19 protein-coding genes and 1 other annotated feature are annotated in these 18,870 nt (G+C 45.6%); all 19 genes read left to right on the top strand.

All coding sequences use genetic code 11. The features are described from left to right. Window positions 1-11 precede the first annotated feature (11 nt). The 19 genes from ftsL to pyrR all read left to right on the top strand — a co-directional run bounded on the left by ftsL (window position 12) and on the right by pyrR (window position 18,870). A complete protein-coding gene (gene ftsL, locus EEX84_RS04455) occupies window positions 12-371 on the top strand; it encodes a cell division protein FtsL (protein ID WP_123164379.1) in 360 nt (119 codons plus the stop codon). Next, window positions 368-2,626, top strand: a complete 2,259-nt coding sequence (locus EEX84_RS04450; RefSeq protein ID WP_192892915.1) for a penicillin-binding protein — start codon at window positions 368-370, stop codon at window positions 2,624-2,626. The genes ftsL and EEX84_RS04450 overlap by 4 nt, the downstream gene beginning before the upstream one ends. Window positions 2,627-2,670: 44 nt before the next feature. After that, window positions 2,671-3,639, top strand: coding sequence for a phospho-N-acetylmuramoyl-pentapeptide-transferase (mraY, locus tag EEX84_RS04445; RefSeq protein WP_123164378.1), 969 nt, complete (start codon window positions 2,671-2,673; stop codon window positions 3,637-3,639). After that, window positions 3,640-5,004: a UDP-N-acetylmuramoyl-L-alanine--D-glutamate ligase gene (murD, locus tag EEX84_RS04440; RefSeq protein ID WP_123164377.1), complete on the top strand. Its 1,365-nt coding sequence runs from the start codon at window positions 3,640-3,642 to the stop codon at window positions 5,002-5,004. Window positions 5,005-5,023: 19 nt separating this feature from the next. After that, window positions 5,024-5,809 (top strand): cell division protein FtsQ/DivIB, encoded by a 786-nt coding sequence (locus tag EEX84_RS04435; RefSeq protein ID WP_123164376.1) that lies wholly within the window; start codon window positions 5,024-5,026, stop codon window positions 5,807-5,809. Continuing rightward, complete coding sequence (locus tag EEX84_RS04430) at window positions 5,790-6,512, top strand: DUF881 domain-containing protein (protein ID WP_123164375.1); 723 nt, start codon at window positions 5,790-5,792, stop codon at window positions 6,510-6,512. Before EEX84_RS04435 ends, EEX84_RS04430 begins: the two co-directional genes overlap by 20 nt. A gap of 16 nt (window positions 6,513-6,528) precedes the next feature. Continuing rightward, window positions 6,529-7,245: a DUF881 domain-containing protein gene (locus EEX84_RS04425; RefSeq protein ID WP_123164374.1), complete on the top strand. Its 717-nt coding sequence runs from the start codon at window positions 6,529-6,531 to the stop codon at window positions 7,243-7,245. A 2-nt stretch (window positions 7,246-7,247) separates the two neighbouring features. After that, on the top strand, window positions 7,248-7,613 hold the full coding sequence (locus EEX84_RS04420) for a small basic family protein (protein WP_123164373.1): 366 nt from the start codon (window positions 7,248-7,250) through the stop codon (window positions 7,611-7,613). Window positions 7,614-7,714: 101 nt separating this feature from the next. Continuing rightward, window positions 7,715-9,007 carry a cell division protein FtsA gene (ftsA, locus tag EEX84_RS04415; RefSeq protein ID WP_123164372.1) on the top strand — a complete coding sequence of 431 codons (1,293 nt, stop codon included), beginning with the start codon at window positions 7,715-7,717 and terminating at the stop codon, window positions 9,005-9,007. A gap of 54 nt (window positions 9,008-9,061) precedes the next feature. Next, window positions 9,062-10,240, top strand: coding sequence for a cell division protein FtsZ (gene ftsZ / locus EEX84_RS04410; RefSeq protein WP_123164371.1), 1,179 nt, complete (start codon window positions 9,062-9,064; stop codon window positions 10,238-10,240). Between the two features lie 183 nt (window positions 10,241-10,423). After that, window positions 10,424-11,095 (top strand): YggS family pyridoxal phosphate-dependent enzyme, encoded by a 672-nt coding sequence (locus EEX84_RS04405; protein ID WP_123164370.1) that lies wholly within the window; start codon window positions 10,424-10,426, stop codon window positions 11,093-11,095. Continuing rightward, window positions 11,092-11,568 (top strand): cell division protein SepF, encoded by a 477-nt coding sequence (locus EEX84_RS04400; protein ID WP_123164369.1) that lies wholly within the window; start codon window positions 11,092-11,094, stop codon window positions 11,566-11,568. Before EEX84_RS04405 ends, EEX84_RS04400 begins: the two co-directional genes overlap by 4 nt. Before the next feature lie 20 nt (window positions 11,569-11,588). Further along, complete coding sequence (locus tag EEX84_RS04395) at window positions 11,589-11,852, top strand: YggT family protein (protein WP_123164368.1); 264 nt, start codon at window positions 11,589-11,591, stop codon at window positions 11,850-11,852. Window positions 11,853-12,093: 241 nt separating this feature from the next. Beyond that, a complete protein-coding gene (locus EEX84_RS04390; RefSeq protein WP_123164367.1) occupies window positions 12,094-12,879 on the top strand; it encodes a YlmH family RNA-binding protein in 786 nt (261 codons plus the stop codon). Window positions 12,880-12,973: 94 nt separating this feature from the next. After that, the gene (locus tag EEX84_RS04385) at window positions 12,974-13,495 is read left to right on the top strand and encodes a DivIVA domain-containing protein (protein ID WP_123164366.1); all 522 of its coding nucleotides are present in this window, start codon (window positions 12,974-12,976) and stop codon (window positions 13,493-13,495) included. A 123-nt stretch (window positions 13,496-13,618) separates the two neighbouring features. Further along, window positions 13,619-13,835: a binding site (T-box leader), on the top strand. Window positions 13,836-13,878: 43 nt separating this feature from the next. Then, a complete protein-coding gene (gene ileS / locus EEX84_RS04380; protein WP_123164365.1) occupies window positions 13,879-16,641 on the top strand; it encodes an isoleucine--tRNA ligase in 2,763 nt (920 codons plus the stop codon). A gap of 110 nt (window positions 16,642-16,751) precedes the next feature. After that, on the top strand, window positions 16,752-17,228 hold the full coding sequence (lspA, locus tag EEX84_RS04375; RefSeq protein WP_123164364.1) for a signal peptidase II: 477 nt from the start codon (window positions 16,752-16,754) through the stop codon (window positions 17,226-17,228). Beyond that, window positions 17,228-18,139 carry an RluA family pseudouridine synthase gene (locus EEX84_RS04370; RefSeq protein WP_123164363.1) on the top strand — a complete coding sequence of 304 codons (912 nt, stop codon included), beginning with the start codon at window positions 17,228-17,230 and terminating at the stop codon, window positions 18,137-18,139. The genes lspA and EEX84_RS04370 overlap by 1 nt, the downstream gene beginning before the upstream one ends. Window positions 18,140-18,333: 194 nt before the next feature. After that, window positions 18,334-18,870 carry a bifunctional pyr operon transcriptional regulator/uracil phosphoribosyltransferase PyrR gene (pyrR, locus tag EEX84_RS04365; RefSeq protein ID WP_275669726.1) on the top strand — a complete coding sequence of 179 codons (537 nt, stop codon included), beginning with the start codon at window positions 18,334-18,336 and terminating at the stop codon, window positions 18,868-18,870.

Below are 18,870 nucleotides of genomic sequence, written 5' to 3'. Positions count from 1 at the left end.
GACGTGTTCAAATGGCGTTGCATGCGAGAAGAGAAACCTACATCCAACAGCCGGCCGTTCCTCAAAACCCGAGCAGGCAGCCGGTAAGAAAAAGAAGATTAATCACTAAAGGCGAAAAAGTATTGTATCTGTCTTTCTTGGCAGTATTTGTGATGTGCGCTTTACTGGTATTGCAAAACCAATCGACGATACAAGCGACTACTCAAGAAATACAAACAATTGAACAATCAATCGATGAAAAAGCGAAACAAAATACTGATTTGTCTGTGCAAGTGAGTGAACTGTCTACATATGAGCGCATTTGGTCAAAAGCGAAAGAGCTTGGTCTAAAATTAAATGAGCAAAATGTAAAGGTAGTGCCTGGACAATGAAAAAAAAGTTTCGATTTCAATGGGGAGCCTTTCTGCTGTTTTTAACTTTTGCAGGGCTCTTTTTCATTTTGTTGGCGAGAATAGTGACAATTCAGGCAACTGGACAGGTAGAAGGTCAGGAGCTGGCTGCAAAAGCAGCAGCCAAATACAGCCAGGAAGAAGTGTTGACGGCTGAACGAGGCCGTATTATCGATCGGAATGGCGATGTGATTGCAGAAGACACTCTTACGTATAAAATTGTGGCTGTAGTGGACGAATCGGCAACACAAGACCCCGATGAGCCAAGGCATGTCATAGACGTAGAAAAAACAGCTGAAATGCTGGCAGAGCATTTGGAGACATCGGAAGAAAAAGCTCTATCGATTCTGAAACAAGGAATCGAAAAAGATCGTTATCAAGTGGAGTTTGGAGCTGCCGGAAGAGAAATCAGCCACACTAAGATGCTGGAAATGGAAGAAGAAGACATGCCGGGGATATTATTCGTCCGCGATTTAAAGCGGCTTTATCCCAATGGCGTCTTTGCTTCCCATCTTATCGGATTTGCTTTAAAGGAAGAAGATGACAACGGTCGATTGAAGACAAAAGGGAAAATGGGGCTTGAAGCCATTCATGATGATGTACTGACCGGGGAAAATGGGAAAATGGAATTTGACACTGATAATTGGGGTTTTCTGCTTCCAAACAGCAAATCAGCAGTGACACCTGCCATAGACGGCTCGGACCTTCAGTTGACATTGGACAGAACCTTGCAGAATTTCCTTGAGGATGCGATGTCAAATGTTCAGGAACAATATACGCCCGCGCGTATGATCGGAGTGGTAGCCAATCCGAAAACCGGGGAAGTGCTGGCCATGTCCCAACGTCCGACATTTAACCCTAACACACGTGAAGGGTTGTCGGAAAATTGGTTGAATGAAAGTATTGAATTGACCATTGAACCCGGCTCTCCAATGAAAATCTTTACATTGGCGGCTGCCATCCAGGAGGGCAAGTGGGATCCGGATGCTTTTTATGAATCAGGTTCCTATACTCTTGGCAGTGATACAATCGGCGATCATAACAGCAGAAGAGGTTGGGGAACCATTACATTCCTTGAAGGTTTTCAGCGCTCTTCCAATGTGTCGATGGCCTACCTGCTTGAACGTCTCGGAGGCGAAAACTTCTTGAAGTACATCGATGCCTTCGGTTTCGGGCAAAAGACGGGAATCGACCTGCCGAACGAAGCGTCTGGAAAAATCCTCGACCAGTACCGAAGTAATATTTTGACTTTGACATATGGACAGGGTTCCACGGTTACACCGATTCAAATGATCCAAGCTGCATCGGCGATAGCAAACGATGGTGTTATGATGAAGCCGTATGTTATTGATCAAATAAGAAACAAAGATACAGGAGAAGTCACTGTGGACAGCGAACCGCAAGAAGCCGGCCAACCTATTTCCGCTGAAACGGCAAAGCAGGTGCGAGAAGTAATGGCATCCACAGTCACTTCGGAACATGGCTCGGGAAAAGGGTTCGCATTGCAGGATTACACGGTGGCAGGAAAAACCGGGACAGCACAAGTGCCGGGACCGGATGGCCGTTACATGACAGGGACCAATAACCATCTCTACTCTTTCCTGGGAATGGCACCGGCCGAAGATCCCGAATTGCTCATCTATATCGGTGTACAGCAACCGAATTTGCCTGCTGGAGAATACGGTTCCATCCCTGTTTCGAAAATTTTTACTTCAGTTATGGAAAATGGCTTGAAATACTTGAATATTGAACCGGAAAACACACAAACGGCCCGCACTGTGGAACTGGAAGATTATACAGAACAGTCTTCAGAACACATTGCACCCCAATTGGCGGAAAAAGGGTTGAACGTGGTCAAAACCGGTGAGTCTTCTCAAATTACGGCTCAATACCCTGCTGCGGGAGAAGTGATTCTCGAAGGGGGCACAGTCATACTGAAGACGGAAGGTTCTTCTGTTTTGCCTGATTTTAAAGGCTGGTCCAAGCGAGAATTGCTTGCCTATCAGTCATTGAGTGGATTGTCGATGGAAATCGCCGGACAAGGATACGCAGTGAGCCAGAATTTATCGCCGGGCTCAGCAGTTGGTGCCGGTGACCCTATTGTCATTCAGCTGCAGATACCGGAAAATTCACCTCAAGTCTATTCGGATCATACGACCGAAGACGTTCAGGGCGATCATTCGGAAGTGACGGAAGAAACACAGGGGACACAAGAAGAAACAGAAGAAATGGAATAAACCAGAGAATTAAAGTTGAATTTGATGTTTAAAGGAGCTCTATTATGGATGTTTATTTGCTGCTGGGGTTTGGCATAGCTTTACTAGTGACCGCATTATTGATACCGGTTTTCATACCTTTACTGAAAAGGATGAAGTTCGGGCAAAGTATCCGCCAGGAAGGTCCTGAATCCCATATGAAAAAGACGGGGACACCGACTATGGGAGGGCTTGTATTTCTAATCTCCATCATAGCCACTTCTATACTGGTGGCCTCGCTTGCAGGTGTATTGAATACGGAAATTCTGATTTTGTTGTTGGTATTGTTCGGCTATGGCCTGATTGGATTCCTGGATGACTTTATCAAAGTTGTGCTGAAACGGAATTTGGGGCTGACTTCTCTTCAGAAGTTGGTCGCACAAATCGTAATAGCCGTAATCTCGTTTTTCCTTCTGAATGAAGTGGATTTCGATACCGGCCTGATGGTTCCATTCACCGGGATTTCCATCGACCTGGCAGGTATTTACGTGTTGTTCTTGATTTTTTGGCTCGTCGGGTTTTCAAATGCAGTCAATTTAACAGATGGTTTGGACGGATTAGTGGCAGGGACTGCATCAATCGCATTTGCAGCTTTCGGGGTATTGGCAATTGACCAGCAAGAAACAAGCATTGCTCTTTTCGCTTTTACAGTAGCAGGGGCGTTGATCGGTTTTCTGCTGTTCAATAAATATCCGGCGAAAGTTTTTATGGGAGATACAGGGTCGTTGGCACTTGGTGGTGTACTGGCAATGATATCAATTCTATTGAAACAGGAATTGCTGCTGTTGTTGATCGGTATCGTCTTTGTGCTCGAAACCCTGTCAGTTATTTTACAAGTGGGAAGTTTTAAGTTGCGGAAAAAGCGGATTTTTAAAATGAGTCCGATTCATCATCATTTTGAATTGAGTGGCTGGTCTGAGTGGAAAGTTGTGACGGTCTTCTGGTTGGTAGGTCTCGCTGCTGCTGCGATTGCCCTTGCCTTGGAGGTATTGTAAATGAAACAATTAAAGCAAGTTTATCAAAAGAAAATATTGGTTCTGGGGTTGGCCAAAAGCGGTTTCACTGCTGCCCGAATCCTTCACAAGCTCGGTGCATTTGTAACGGTCAACGATTCCAAGCCTTTTGAAGAAAGTCCGGAAGCCCAGGAGTTGCTGAATCTTGGGGTGACCGTAATTTGCGGGAGACATCCACAGGGACTCTTGGAAGAGGGATTCGAACTTGTTGTGAAAAATCCCGGCATCCCTTATTCAAACATATTGATCCAGGCGGCACTGGAAAAAGAAATTCCGGTATGGACGGAAATTGAGCTTGCTTATTTGATAAGCGAAGCTCCGTTTATCGGCATTACCGGTTCCAACGGAAAAACAACAACAACGACACTGTTGTTTCATATGCTCAACCAGGACGAAAAAAAACCGCTCATTGCCGGAAATATCGGCACAGTGGCCAGCGGTGTTGCAGAAAAAGCAAAAACCGACAATGTTATTGTGACGGAACTTTCTTCCTTCCAGTTAAAAGGGACCTACCAATTTCGGCCGCATATTGCGATACTGACGAATCTTTATGAAGCCCATTTGGATTACCACGGGACAGTGGAAGATTATACAGCATCGAAATTTAACATTAGCCGCAACCAAACAGAAACTGATTATTTCATTTATAATGCCGATCAGCCGGTAGTGGCTGATCACGCTGCAACCTGCAAAGCGCAACTTGTACCGTTTACACTGAAAGGGAAAACGGACACCAGCATCAGCGCGGACGACAAATGGATTTATTGCCAGGGTGAGCCATTGATTGAACGGTCGAAGATTTTGCTGGCCGGCCTCCACAATTTGGAGAATATTATGGCGGCAACTGCTGCAGCTCTGCTTTGGGGCGGTACGAAAGAAACCATCATCCGTGTTCTGACGTCCTTTACAGGAGTGAAGCACCGCTCTCAATTCATCGTGAACTGGAAGGGACGGAAATTCTACAACGATTCAAAGGCGACCAACGCGTTAGCGACCAAAAGTGCGCTTGAAGCTTTTCCATCTAATATTGTGCTGCTTGCAGGCGGATTGGAACGCAACCATTCGCTGGAGGAATTGCGTCCATACATGAATCGTGTCAAAACACTCATCACTTTTGGAGAGACGGCCGATCGATTCAGTGAATTCGCCAGAAACTGCGGTGTTGAATCGATTGCAAAAGTTTCAACTATGGACGAAGCTGTAGAGAATGCCATAAACCACTCAGCCAGCGGGGATACTATTTTGTTATCGCCTGCATGTGCAAGCTGGGATCAATATGAAAGTTTTGAAATCAGAGGCGATGCGTTCATCAATGCGGTTCAGAAAATGACAGAAGCGAACGAATAACAGAAAGGAATCGGCAATTATGAACAAAGTGATTGATATTGAAGAACGGATCCCGACGCTTCGTGAGCGCCGGAGAAAAAGAACCAATCGCAAGTTCGCTGCTTTGCTGCTCATTTTTCTAATTTTGCTCGCTGTTTTATTGTACAGTCAATCCAAGTACAGCAAGATCCAAAATATAAGTATTAATGGTGCAGCCCTCTTTGAACCTGAGTATTACCAAAAAGCCAGTGGTTTGGAAACGGAGGATTCCATGTGGTCCTTCACTGAAAAAAGCATTGAACAACAACTGGCCAGCCTGGAATGGGTAAAAGAGGTTTCAGTGACAAAGGAGTGGCTGACTGACGTTGAGTTGGTGATTGAAGAACACGAGCCGATTGGCTATTTGGATCTGGGAAACACATATCAGTTAGTGCTTGAAAACGGATTCGCTATGGAAAAGGCAGTCTCGGTCATCGATGGCCCGATTTTTTCGAATTTCGAAAATGAGAAAATGAGGGAACAACTGGTACTGCAATTGGCTGACACCAGTCCGGAAGTTTACAACCTGATATCTCAAGTTATTCTGGAGCAGGGAGACAGAGAAACCGCTTTTGTCACAGTTTATATGAATGACGGAAATGAAGTGAAGGCCATTTTGAGTACATTGGCTGAAAAACTGGCGTATTATCCTTCAGTAATCGCTCAATTGCCGAAAGGCCAAAAAGGAGTGGTCGATATGGAAGTCGGGATTTTTTTCCGCTCCTATGAGGATATGTACGGCCCTCCAAGGGAAGTGAATGTAGAAGATGAGTCTGCGGCCGAATAAGAGCGGGAAAATCAGCAAGTCCATCATCTTTTCACTCGTCTTTCTTGTGCTGGGCTATATTCTTGCTTATTCGTATAACTTGTCCAAAAGCCAAAGCGAACTGGAATCTTTTACAGGAAGCACTCTTTTCGAGGAAGAGGAACGGCTGCGCCAGGAACTTATTGAACAGCAGGAAAGAAATAAATCGCTGCGGGAAGAACTTATGGAAAAACAGGCATCTGTACAGCAGTTTGAGCAGTCTTTTTCAGAAGGCGAAAACCATTCAGCTGAACTTGCGGAAAAAACCGAGGCGCTGAGGAGATATCTTGGAGCGGTGCCTGTTGAAGGGGAAGGTTTGGAAGTCACATTGCGTGATGGTGAATACAAGCCGGACAGTGAAAACCCAAATGATTACATTGTTCATGAAAGCCATGTTTTTCAAGTGATCAACGAATTGTATATTTCCGGGGCTCAGGCAATTTCCATCAATGGACAGCGAATCCACAAAAACTCCCACATTGTCTGTACCGGCCCTGTTATTACGGTGGATGGAGTCCAATATTCAGCACCTTTCATCATTGTAGCCATCGGACGACCGGATGTATTAAAGTCATCCATGGAATTGACCGGTGGCGTATTGGATCAATTGGTGAATGACAATATTATCGTCACAATGAATGAAGAACAGGCGGTTTCGATGCCGGCTCTGCTGTCGGAATCATGATAGGAAGGGACATTATATGCAGAAAAAGGTTTTTTCCCGCTTTACGATTATCTTATTTATTATTGGGTTAATGACAGCGATCCAATATAATACAGTCAATGAGCCAAATTCCCGGGATACACGGGACGTTTGGGAAATCCGCCAGGAGCTTTCGAGGGAAAAGCAGCTTCACTCTGAACTGTTATCGGAAATCGGTGTTCTCGATGAAACTCTTTTAAAGTATGAGGCCGCTTCAGTAGACAGCCCTGAGCAAGTCTTGCAAAGCACAGTGAAAGAACTGAAAGAACAGGCAGGCTTGACACAAATCAGTGGCCCGGGGATTGAAGTCCAAATCGCACCGTCACTGGAAGCGGTAGCAGTGGGGCAAAACATTGAAGAAATTCCTCCCAACCTGCTGATTCGCTTTGTCAATGAAGTCAATCGATTCAAAGGGTTGTCTCTGTCCATTGCTGGCAACAGAATAGTCAATACAACGGCAATAAGAGATATAAACGGTGAAACGACAGTGAACACAGAGCCGGTTGGTCGTCCTCCGTTTTCCATCAAAATAATAGCAGGCACGCTGGAGGAAATCGAAAGAGTCTATAACTTTCTGCTCGCTTCTCCTTTGCTCGATGATTTTTATGTCGAGAATTTATCCGTGAAGGTGACAGAACCGGAAAGGGATCTTGAAGTGGAAGCTTACGAAGAACAACTCAATTTTGAATATTTGGAAGCAGCAGAGGGGGAATAACAATGTGGCTGTCGATATTGGGATTGATACTTGGAATTTCCCTTGGCCTCTTGACAGATGTCCAGATCCCATCCGAATATGCAAATTATTTGTCCATAGCCGTGCTGGCTTCCCTGGATACACTGTTCGGAGGTATCCGGGCCCATCTGCAGCAGATGTATGACGATAAGGTGTTTGTCTCCGGCTTTTTCTTTAATATAGCTCTGGCGGCAGGCCTCGCATTTCTCGGTGTACATTTGGGAGTCGATTTGTACCTGGCCGCCATTTTTGCGTTTGGCGTCCGGTTGTTTCAAAATATAGCTGTAATCCGGCGAATATTACTGGCCAAATGGTCAAATAAAAAGGATATAGAAGAGGCGGCTCGATAAGTTGTAGGAAAATTTACAAAGATGTGCGATTTTACTTAGACATAGGGTCTATTTTACAATAGAATGTAAGTAACGGAAGTTTAATAAGGAGGTGCCACGAATTGAGTCAATCAGAATTATACGTGAGTTTAGATATCGGTTCTTCATCGGTCAAAGTACTAATCGGTGAAATGGCCAATAAGTCGTTGCACGTCATCGGCGTAGGAAACGTAAAATCCAATGGAATCAAAAAAGGTGCGATTGTTGACATAGATGCGACAGTTCAATCGATTAAAAAGGCAGTGGAACAGGCAGAGCGGATGATCGGCAGATCGATACACGAAGTTGTGCTGGGAATACCGGCAAATCAGGCACGTCTTCAACCCGTCAAAGGAGTAGTGGCAGTCAACAGCGAAAACCGGGAAATCACAGATGAAGACCTGGATCGCGTTCTTGAAGCTGCAGAAGTGATTTCGATTCCTCCGGAAAGAGAATTGGTGAATATTATTCCAGAGCAGTATATTGTGGATCATCTCGATGAAATCAAAGATCCACGGGGAATGATTGGGATTCGGCTTGAAATGGATGGTACAATGGTTACGACGTCCAAAACGATACTCCATAACGTGTTGAGATGTGTGGAAAGAGCCGGTCTCCAGATCAGAGAGATTTATGTACAGCCTTTGGTGGCTGGCCATTATGCTTTGACTGAAGATGAGAAAAATCATGGCACCGCCTGCATCGACATTGGCGGAGGATCCACTTCCATCGCTATTTTCCAAAACGGCCACTTGACAGCTTCATCGGTTATACCGGTTGGAGGCGACCATGTGACGAAAGATTTGTCCATCGTCTTAAAAACTCCCACTGAACAAGCCGAAAAGATTAAAGTCGATCATGGCCATGCGTTTTTTGACGATGCTTCTGAAGACGAGCTGTTTGAAGTGCCAGTGATCGGTTCTGATGCAAAAGAGCAATACAGCCAAAAATACATATCTGAAATAATCGGAGTTCGCCTGGAGGAACTTTTCGAACTGATTTTGGATGAATTGTATCGCCTCGGTGTCCAAGATTTGCCAGGAGGTGTCGTTTTAACCGGCGGTATGGCTAAGTTGGAAGGATTGCCTGAATTGGCCAGACACATTTTCCAAACCCGTGTCCGGCTGTTTATACCGGAATTCATCGGTGTACGGGAGCCACAGTATACAACTGCTGTAGGGCTGATTCAATATGCATACATGGAAGACCTGTTCTACGGACGGATCGGAAGCGGTGCGGCATTGGCTGATGTAAGCCATGTACAACCTCAGCAGGAACCGCAGCAGAAAAAGCAGAAGCCACCAAAGCAGCCGAAACAGAACAGCGAAGGTGTCGTGACGAAAGCTAAAAAGATGTTTGATAGATTTTTCGAATAAAAAGTACATTGCATCATGCTTTGAAAAAGCAGAGCAATCATAGGAGGAAAAAGGATGTTGGAATTTGATACAACAATTGATTCGCTAGCAGTGATTAAAGTAATCGGTGTTGGCGGTGGCGGTAACAATGCAGTGAACCGGATGATTGAACACGGTGTACAGGGTGTGGAATTTATCGCAGTCAATACAGATGCACAGGCTTTAAACTTATCAAAAGCTGAAGTCCGTCTCCAAATCGGAGGTAAGTTGACTCGCGGTCTTGGTGCAGGTGCTAATCCCGAAGTTGGTAAAAAAGCAGCTGAAGAAAGCAAAGAACAGCTGGAAGAGGCATTGCGCGGAGCAGATATGGTATTTGTTACTGCCGGCATGGGCGGCGGTACCGGAACTGGAGCAGCTCCGGTAATCGCTGGAATTGCGAAAGAACTTGGTGCTTTGACAGTCGGCGTTGTTACACGTCCATTTACTTTTGAAGGCCGCAAACGTTCAACACAGGCAATCGGCGGTATTTCGACCATGAAAGAATCAGTTGATACATTGATCGTTATCCCGAATGACCGTTTGCTTGAAATGGTAGACAAAAGCACGCCAATGCTTGAAGCGTTCCGTGAAGCGGATAATGTATTGCGCCAAGGGGTGCAGGGTATCTCCGACTTGATCGCAACTCCAGGATTGATCAACCTTGACTTTGCCGACGTGAAGACCATCATGTCCAACAAAGGCTCAGCCCTTATGGGAATCGGGGTTTCTTCAGGTGAAAACCGGGCCTCTGAAGCTGCCAAAAAGGCGGTCTCCAGTCCGTTGCTTGAAGTTTCTGTTGACGGAGCAAAAGGTGTGCTGATGAACATTACAGGCGGTTCCAACTTAAGTTTGTATGAAGTTCAGGAAGCTGCAGATATTGTGGCTTCAGCTTCAGATGAAGAAGTAAACATGATTTTCGGTTCCGTCATTAACGAAAATCTGAAAGATGAAATCGTCGTAACCGTCATCGCAACAGGTTTCACGGACGTTCAAATGCAGCCGAAGTCTCCACGTGGTTCGGGGCTCAGCTCCAACCGTGTCCAGTCAATTCAGCAGCAGACGCCACCACCATCGATCCGGGAAACACGCCGGGAAGAATATCGCCGCGAAGAGCAGGCTCCTTCTTATCAGCGGGAACCTCAAAACCAGGACAAGCAACCTGACGACGGCTTGGACATCCCTACTTTCCTGCGCAACCGACAAAAAAGACGATAATATGAACAGCTGCCACGCCGGCAGCTGTTTTTTCATGCTGATTGAATTGAAAAATAAATCTTTACTTGGTACAATAAGGTGAAACTTACTCAGTATGATTTTCTTCATTTTTTGCTGAGTACTGATGGAACCCTTGTCTGCCTGAAAGGGTAAATTGAACATCTAAAGAAAAGTTGTGAATGCATGGAAGCTATAAAGCCGATTTATGAAGAAATTGAAAATGAAATAAATAGCCTGCAGCACGGCGTAAAAATCATTGCAGTGACAAAACAGGTGGGAATCGCCAGAACCCAGGAAGCAATCGAAGCAGGGATACGGCATCTTGGAGAAAACCGTCCTGAAGGCCTGCTCAACAAACTGTCTGCGATTGATGCAAATGTCGAATGGCATTACATCGGAAACCTGCAGTCGCGAAAAGTGAAAGACGTTATCAACAAAATTGATTACTTGCATTCCTTGGATCGGATGAGCCTGGCAAAAGAGATCCAGAAACGTGCTGAGCAGCCGGTCAAGTGTTTTGTACAGGTAAATGTTTCCCGGGAAGAGACCAAAAGTGGATTTGCTCCTGAAGAGACGCTGGACTTCATCAAGTCGCTTGAAGCTTTTGACAAGATCCAAGTTGTTGGTCTGATGACAATGGCACCCAATACGGATAACGACTCTGTCATCCGCGATGTTTTTAAAACATTGAAATCTCTTCAACTCCGGATTGCAGCTGAGCAATTGCCGCATGCCCCATGCAACGAGTGTTCAATGGGAATGTCGAATGATTATAGAATCGCAGTGCAAGAAGGAGCAACTTTTGTACGGATAGGAACAGCATTAGTAGGAGCGGAAAGCGAGGCATCAGAATGAGTATTAAGAACAAGTTCAAAGATTTCTTCTATTTGGATGAGTATGAAGAAGAACAACAGACAAAACAACCGAGGCAGCAGCCTGCTCCCCGTTATGAAAAGGTGGAGGCGATGCCGCATGAAGTAAGGAAAGCGCCGAAAGAACGCCGGCAAAAACCAGCAGATCCAACGGTTCCCAACCTGGTAAGCCTGCAAAGCGCTTCCAAGTCTTCAAAAGTCAGTTTGGTGGAACCGCGTGTGTACTCGGAAGCACAGGACATTTCGGAACACCTCAAAAACAAGCGGGCAGTTGTGGTCAATCTGCAGCGTATTGAAAAAGACCAGGGCATACGCATCATTGATTTCTTAAGCGGTACAGTATATGCGCTTGGCGGTGATATTCAACGCATTGGAACCGACATCTTCCTTTGTGTGCCGGATACCGTTGAAGTGGACGGAGCTATTTCGGATTATTATTATGATGATCAACAATAAAAGAGGTGTATGAAGACCCAATGATTTTTCTTGTGAGTTTGCTGTTAACCGCTATTAACTTATATACGTTTCTTTTATTTGCCAGCATTTTGATGAGCTGGATCCCGAATTTAAAAGAGTCAGGGTTTGGGCAGATGATTTCCCGGGTCACTGATCCCTATCTGGATATATTCAGAAGATTTATCCCGCCATTCGGCATGATTGATTTTTCCCCCATCATTGCGATTTTGGCTTTGCGCTTCGCGGCTGATGGCATCAGAGTACTTTTCGGCTACTTCTATTAAATGACCTCACGCTTAGTGAGGTTTTTTATTTGTTGAGGATTTTGCTGTATTAGTTGAACTATATTTGTTGAACTAAAGAAATTAGCTTTTATACACCGCTTCGGTCGCTTTGGGCAGAGACAGGAGCACAGGGTTTTAGCGGAGCTGTTTTGCGGAATATCAACCATAGCATTTCATATATTTCATAAATAATTCAGTTCAACTTATATAGGGAGTAAAAAGTGCAAAAGGAGGCATTGAGATGGATTCTATATTTCAACATTTCCGTAAAGATGAACAGCAGTTCATCGAGCAGGTATCAGGATGGATGATTGAAGTGGAAGATCGCTATTCACCCAAATTGACCGACTTTTTGGACCCTCGGCAGCGCTTTATCGTCCAGTCCGTTTTGGGCTCAAGCGACGTACACATGATAGCGTCTGGTGGGTTTGACGAAGCAGAACGGCAGCGAGTCCTGCTGTATCCGTCTTATTACGAACCCCAGCAGGAAGATTTTCAACTGACATTATTCGAATTGAATTATCCATCAAAATTTGTCACTTTGCAGCATCCGGATATTCTGGGCTCGCTTATGTCTCTTGGGCTCGACCGCAGCAAATTCGGTGATATCCGAATGGAGGGCTCACGAATTCAATTTGCTGCAGCTGATGAAGTGGCGGTTTACCTGCAGACAAATTTCCTGACAGCCGGAAAAGTGAAAGTCCAGTTGGAAAGAGTCGAAGATTTCACGGAAGCCATCGCCACTGTCGAGCAATGGTCAGAAGAATCTCATACGGTCAGTTCCATGCGTTTGGATACAGTGATGAGTTCTGTTTACAAGATTTCAAGGCAGAAAGCGGCGGCTTTGATCCATGGCGGCAAAGTGAAGGTGAACTGGACGGTGCAGGAGCAGCCTTCGTTTGAACTGCATGAGTCTGATTTGTTGTCATCCCGGGGATTTGGACGCGTGAAAGTGATGATGGTGGAAGGGCGGACAAAAAAAGACAAGATCCGTCTGCAAATCGGCCGTCTGGAACCCAAGAGTTGAATCCGTTCGGTAAAATGTAAAATAATACTGATATTTCGTTTCATGGAATGTATAATGAGAAGTAACGAAGACTTGTTAAGGAGAGGTGCCCGAAATGCCATTATCCCCATTGGATATACATAATAAAGAATTCAGCCGAGGATTCCGCGGTTATCAGGAAGATGAAGTAAACGAGTTTTTGCAGCAGATTATCAAAGATTATGAAATCTTGCTTCAGGAAAAGAAAGAGTTGGAAGAACGCGTGAAACAAACCGATGAGCGCGTGGGACATTTTACAACAATTGAATCCACTTTGCAGAAATCGATTGTGGTGGCCCAGGAAGCGGCGGAAGAAGTGCGTCGCAATTCCCAGAAGGAAGCGAAACTCATCACCCGCGAAGCAGAAAAGAACGCAGACCGCATTGTCAACGAGTCGTTGATGAAGGCCCGCCGCATTGCTATGGAAATCGAAGAGTTGAAAAAACAGTCGAAAGTCTTCCGTAATCGTTTCAGAATGCTGGTGGAAGCCCAGTTGGATTTGGTCAATACGGACGACTGGGATACGTTGATGGAATATGACCTGGACACGACCAATCTGGATAAGCTGGAACAGGACAAAGACGATTATAACTCTTGACTCTGAGACTTCCTGCTTCTATAATAGCTTCATACTTACAATACGAAAGTGTCTTTACAGAGGCGACTGGTTTATTTATTGTCCAAAAGCAGCAGGTAAATCAGAAAATATCAACAAATAGCACTTAATGCGTTGACAGAGACAGTACTCAATTTTGAATCGACAAAGCGAACCGGGGACAGTGGAAGCCTGGTGTCGATTGTTTTGAGGAAAATCACTCTTGAGCAGGATCGGGGAAATAACAGTACCTGATTTCGTCATTGCCACGTTACGGCAATCGAGTGGCAGTTTCGACTGCAACAAGGGTGGTACCGCGAGAGTTCAGCTCCTCGTCCCTTTCCAGGGATGGGGGGCTTTTTATTATGTTTACAGGAGGAATTAGGATGAATTATAAAGATACGTTATTGATGCCGAAAACGGATTTTCCGATGCGCGGAAACTTGCCCAACCGGGAGCCTGAAATGCAGAAAAAATGGGAGGACATGAATATTTACCAAAAATCGTTGGAGCGGACAAAAGGACGGCCGTTTTTCGTTCTTCATGATGGCCCTCCGTATGCCAACGGAGATCTTCACATGGGGCATGCGCTGAACAAAGTGCTGAAAGACATGATTGTCCGTTCACGTTCCATGATGGGATTCCATGCACCTTACGTACCGGGCTGGGATACACATGGGTTGCCGATCGAGCAGGCTTTGACCAACAAAGGCGTCAATCGCAAAGAGATGTCATTGGCTGAATTCCGCAAGCTGTGCGAAGAATACGCTTATGAACAAATCGACAGCCAGCGCACACAGTTCAAGCGCATCGGTGTCAGAGGAGACTGGGAAAATCCTTATGTAACATTGAAGCCTGCTTATGAAGCCCGCCAAATTGAAGTGTTTGGTGCCATGGCGAACAAAGACTATATTTACAAAGGGTTAAAACCTGTTTATTGGTCGCCATCCAGTGAATCTTCTCTTGCGGAAGCTGAAATTGAATATGCTGACAAAAAATCTCCGTCCATCTATGTTTCTTTTCCTGTGACAGACGGCAAAGGAGTTTTGGCTGAAGGCACAAAATTGGTGATTTGGACAACGACACCTTGGACAATCCCGGCCAATCTGGGAATCAGTGTCCATGCAGAGTTCGATTATGTTGAAGTATCAGTCAACGGTTCGCTATACGTCATTGCCAAAGACCTGCTGGAAGAAGTATCAAATGAAATCGGCTGGGAAAATCCGGAAGTGACACGTGAGTTGAAAGGTGCGGAACTGGAGCATATTTTAGCGAAACATCCACTTTATGACCGTACATCTCTTGTAATGCTGGGTGATCACGTAACAACGGATTCAGGGACTGGCTGCGTTCATACAGCACCGGGACACGGGGAAGATGACTTTTTGGTCGGTAAGAGATACGGTCTGGATGTCCTTTGTCCTGTGGATGAAAAAGGCGTGATGACAGAAGAGGCTCCAGGATTTGCCGGTCAATTCTACGACAAAGCGAACAAAGCGATCACAGAAGCATTGGATGAAGCGGGTGCGTTGGAAAGCCTTTCTTTCATTAAGCACTCTTATCCACATGACTGGCGGACGAAAAAGCCTGTAATTTATCGTGCTACTGCGCAATGGTTCGTTTCCATCGAAGCATTTCGTGACCAAATCCTGAAAGCGATCAATGAAACAACGTTTACTCCTTCGTGGGGAGAAACACGATTGTTCAACATGCTGCGTGACCGCGGCGATTGGAATATCTCCCGCCAGCGGGTTTGGGGAGTGCCGATTCCGGTATTTTATGCGGAAAATGGCGATCCGGTCATCACCGAAGAAACGATTGCCCATATTGCCGGCCTTTTCCGTGAGCATGGTTCGAATGTTTGGTTTGAGCGTTCGGCAGCAGAACTATTGCCTCCAGGGTTTACGCATCCAAGCAGCCCGAACGGCATTTTCACAAAAGAAACGGACATTATGGACGTTTGGTTCGATTCCGGTTCGTCCCACCAGGGTGTACTTGATGAGCGGGAAGATCTTCAGTATCCGGCAGACCTGTATCTGGAAGGTTCCGACCAATACCGCGGCTGGTTCAATTCTTCTTTGACCACAAGTGTGGCGATCAACGGAATTGCCCCATATAAAGGTATTCTGAGCCATGGCTTTACACTTGATGGCAACGGCCGCAAAATGAGTAAATCATTAGGGAATGTCATCGTTCCGGCAAAAGTGATGAACCAGATGGGTGCTGATATTCTGCGTTTATGGGTATCATCCGTGGATTACACAGCTGATGTACGGGTATCTGACGAAAACTTCAAGCAAGTCTCCGAAGTTTACCGAAAAATCCGCAACACGCTGAAATTCCTTCATGGCAATCTGGCGGATTTCAATGAAAGCGAGCATCGGGTTGCTTTTGAAGATATGCGTGAAATGGATCAGTACATGGCTGCAAAATTGGAAAAAATGATTGAAACTGTACGACAAGCTTATGAAAATTACGAGTTTTCGTCAGTTTATCATGCATTAAACAGCTATTGCGCAAACGACTTAAGCTCGTTCTATCTGGATGTGGCAAAAGATGTCGTCTATATCGAAGCTGCTGACCATCCGCATCGCCGTGCTATGCAGACAGTGATGTTTGATTCGTTGATGGCCATTTTGAAACTGGCAGCACCGATCATTCCTCACACAACGGATGAGATGTGGTCTTACTTGAACTTCGTGGATGAGGAAAGTGTGCAATTGACGGACTTCCCGGAGGCGCGGGTTGATGCTTCTTTTGATGGTTTAAATGAAAAATGGAGCCGTTTCATGACGGTCCGTGACGATGTTCTGAAGGCATTGGAAGAAGCCCGTGCGGCGAAGACCATTGGGAAATCACTGGAAGCGAAAGTGGTTGTTTATGGCAGCGAAGAAGTGAAGAACCTATTGGCTTCAGTCGATGAAAACCCGGCTCAACTATTGATCGTATCTCAATACGAGTTTGGCGGGACGCCGGAAGAAGCGCCGGAAGATGCATTGGTGCTGAACCAGGTAACTGTGGCTGTTGAAAAAGCAAATGGAGAAAAATGTGAACGCTGCTGGTCCATTTCAGAGCATGTGGGTGAAGACAAAGCACATCCGACTTTATGTCCTCGATGCGCAGGAGTAGTGGAAGCACAATACGTGTAAACAGTTGGATGAGGTCTGGAGAGCCGAAAGCAATCGGTTCTTCAGACCTTTCACTTTTTTTTATGGTATGTGGTAAAATAGAATGACTGCTGAATTGACGGAGGAACCAAATGTTTATTTATTATGGAATTGCTTTGCTGATCATTGCATTGGATCAGTGGACAAAATGGTTGGTTGTAAAGAACATGGAATTGAATGAGCGGATTTCGGTTGTCGATCCCTACCTGGGTTGGCTCTCACACCGCAATCGTGGCGCTGCGTGGGGAATGCTGGAAGGGCAAATGTGGTTGTTTGGCATCGTAACGATTGCTGTAACAATCGGACTCCTGTATTATTTCCATAAACACGCACGAAAGCAGCCGTTGCTGCAAATTACGATAATGGTGCTGCTCGGGGGGACAATCGGTAACTTCATCGACCGCATGGCCCGCGGGGAAGTTGTCGACTTTGTCGATGTACTGATTCCGTTGGTGAATTATGATTTCCCGATTTTTAATATAGCCGATGCCGCATTGACAATCGGTGTGGTCCTGATGATCGTTTTTATTATTTATGATGAAAAACAACAAAAGAAAAAGGTGTCCTAATGGAAGATTTAACGATACAGATAACAGAGGAAATGACAGGAGAACGGGTGGACAAAGCGGTTTCTTCGATTGATGAAGACTGGTCCCGTTCACAGATTCAAAGCTGGGTGAAAGACGGATTTGTCAAAGTCAACGGTCTGACAGTCAAGCCGAACTACAAAGTGCGGCTGGAAGATTTGATCATTGTGACGCCTCCGGCTCCGGAAGAGTTGGATATAGTGGCAGAAGATCTTGACTTGGAAATCGTTTATGAAGACGAGGATGTATTGGTCGTCAACAAGCCGAAAGGGATGGTGGTTCACCCGGCTCCCGGTCATACAAAAGGGACACTGGTCAATGGATTGATGTATCACTGTCAGGATCTTTCGGGCATAAACGGGATAATCCGTCCAGGTATTGTGCACCGGATCGACAAAGATACTTCCGGCTTATTGATGGTGGCCAAAAACGATGCGGCTCATACGTCTTTGGTGGATCAATTGGTGAAAAAATCCGTGACCAGAAAGTATATAGCGTTGGTGCACGGCCATATTCCCCATGATAAAGGGACAATTGATGCGCCAATCGCACGTGATCCAAAAGAACGCCAGAATATGTCGGTGGTCGATAAAGGAAAACACGCCATCACGCATTTTCAAGTGTTGGAGCGTTTTGGCGATTTCACACTCGTCGAATGCCGTCTGGAAACCGGTCGTACCCACCAAATTCGTGTTCATATGAAATACATTGGATTCCCACTTGTCGGCGATCCGAAATATGGACCCAGAAAAACCATGGATCTCGGCGGACAGGCGCTGCATGCTGAAGTGATCGGCTTTGTTCATCCGAAAACAGGAGAATACTTGGAGTTTTCGGCACAGCCACCGGCTTATTTCAACGAACTTCTTGAATCTCTGCGTAACAAAGGTTGACAACAGCCAAGGTCATTCTTTATACTGAGAACAACCAATCGAATACGAATCACCTTTAATAACAGTCCAGAGAGGCTGAGAAGGTATATATGCTGGCTGGAAGTCTGTCTTCCATGCTGAATTTTTCTGCGCATCTATCCTCTTGCCTCTCCGGCAAGAGGTTTTTTTATTTTGGAAAAGGAGTGGCTGACATGGTGGAAAAAGCGGACATTTTGGATGAACAGGCAATTGCGCGGGCGATTACGCGGATTGCTCACGAAATTATCGAGCGCAATAAAGGAATCGATGACTGCGTTCTCGTCGGTATCAAGACAAGAGGCGCTTTCATCGCAAAACGCCTTGCTGAAAAAATCGAGAAAATCGAAGGGAAACCGATTCTGACAGGAGAGCTGGACATCACGCTTTACCGGGACGATTTAAGCGTCAAAAACAAAAATAAGGAACCGCTTGTTCAGCAGGTGGATATTACTCATGATTTATCAAACAAAAAAGTAGTATTGGTCGATGATGTACTGTACACCGGCAGAACTGTCAGAGCTGCGATGGATGCGGTGATGGACTTGGGACGTCCCGCCCACATCCAGCTGGCCGTACTGATTGACAGAGGACACCGGGAATTGCCGATACGGGCGGACTTTGTCGGAAAAAACATTCCGACATCGAGTGAAGAGCGGATTGTCGTTCAGATGAAAGAAAGTGACGGCAGCGACCGCGTTGCTATCCACGAATGA

It is taken from the genome of Planococcus salinus (assembly GCF_003719725.1).
Classification (GTDB): Bacteria; Bacillota; Bacilli; order Bacillales_A; family Planococcaceae; genus Planococcus; species Planococcus salinus.
This window is presented reverse-complemented; position numbering and strand designations above follow the sequence as displayed.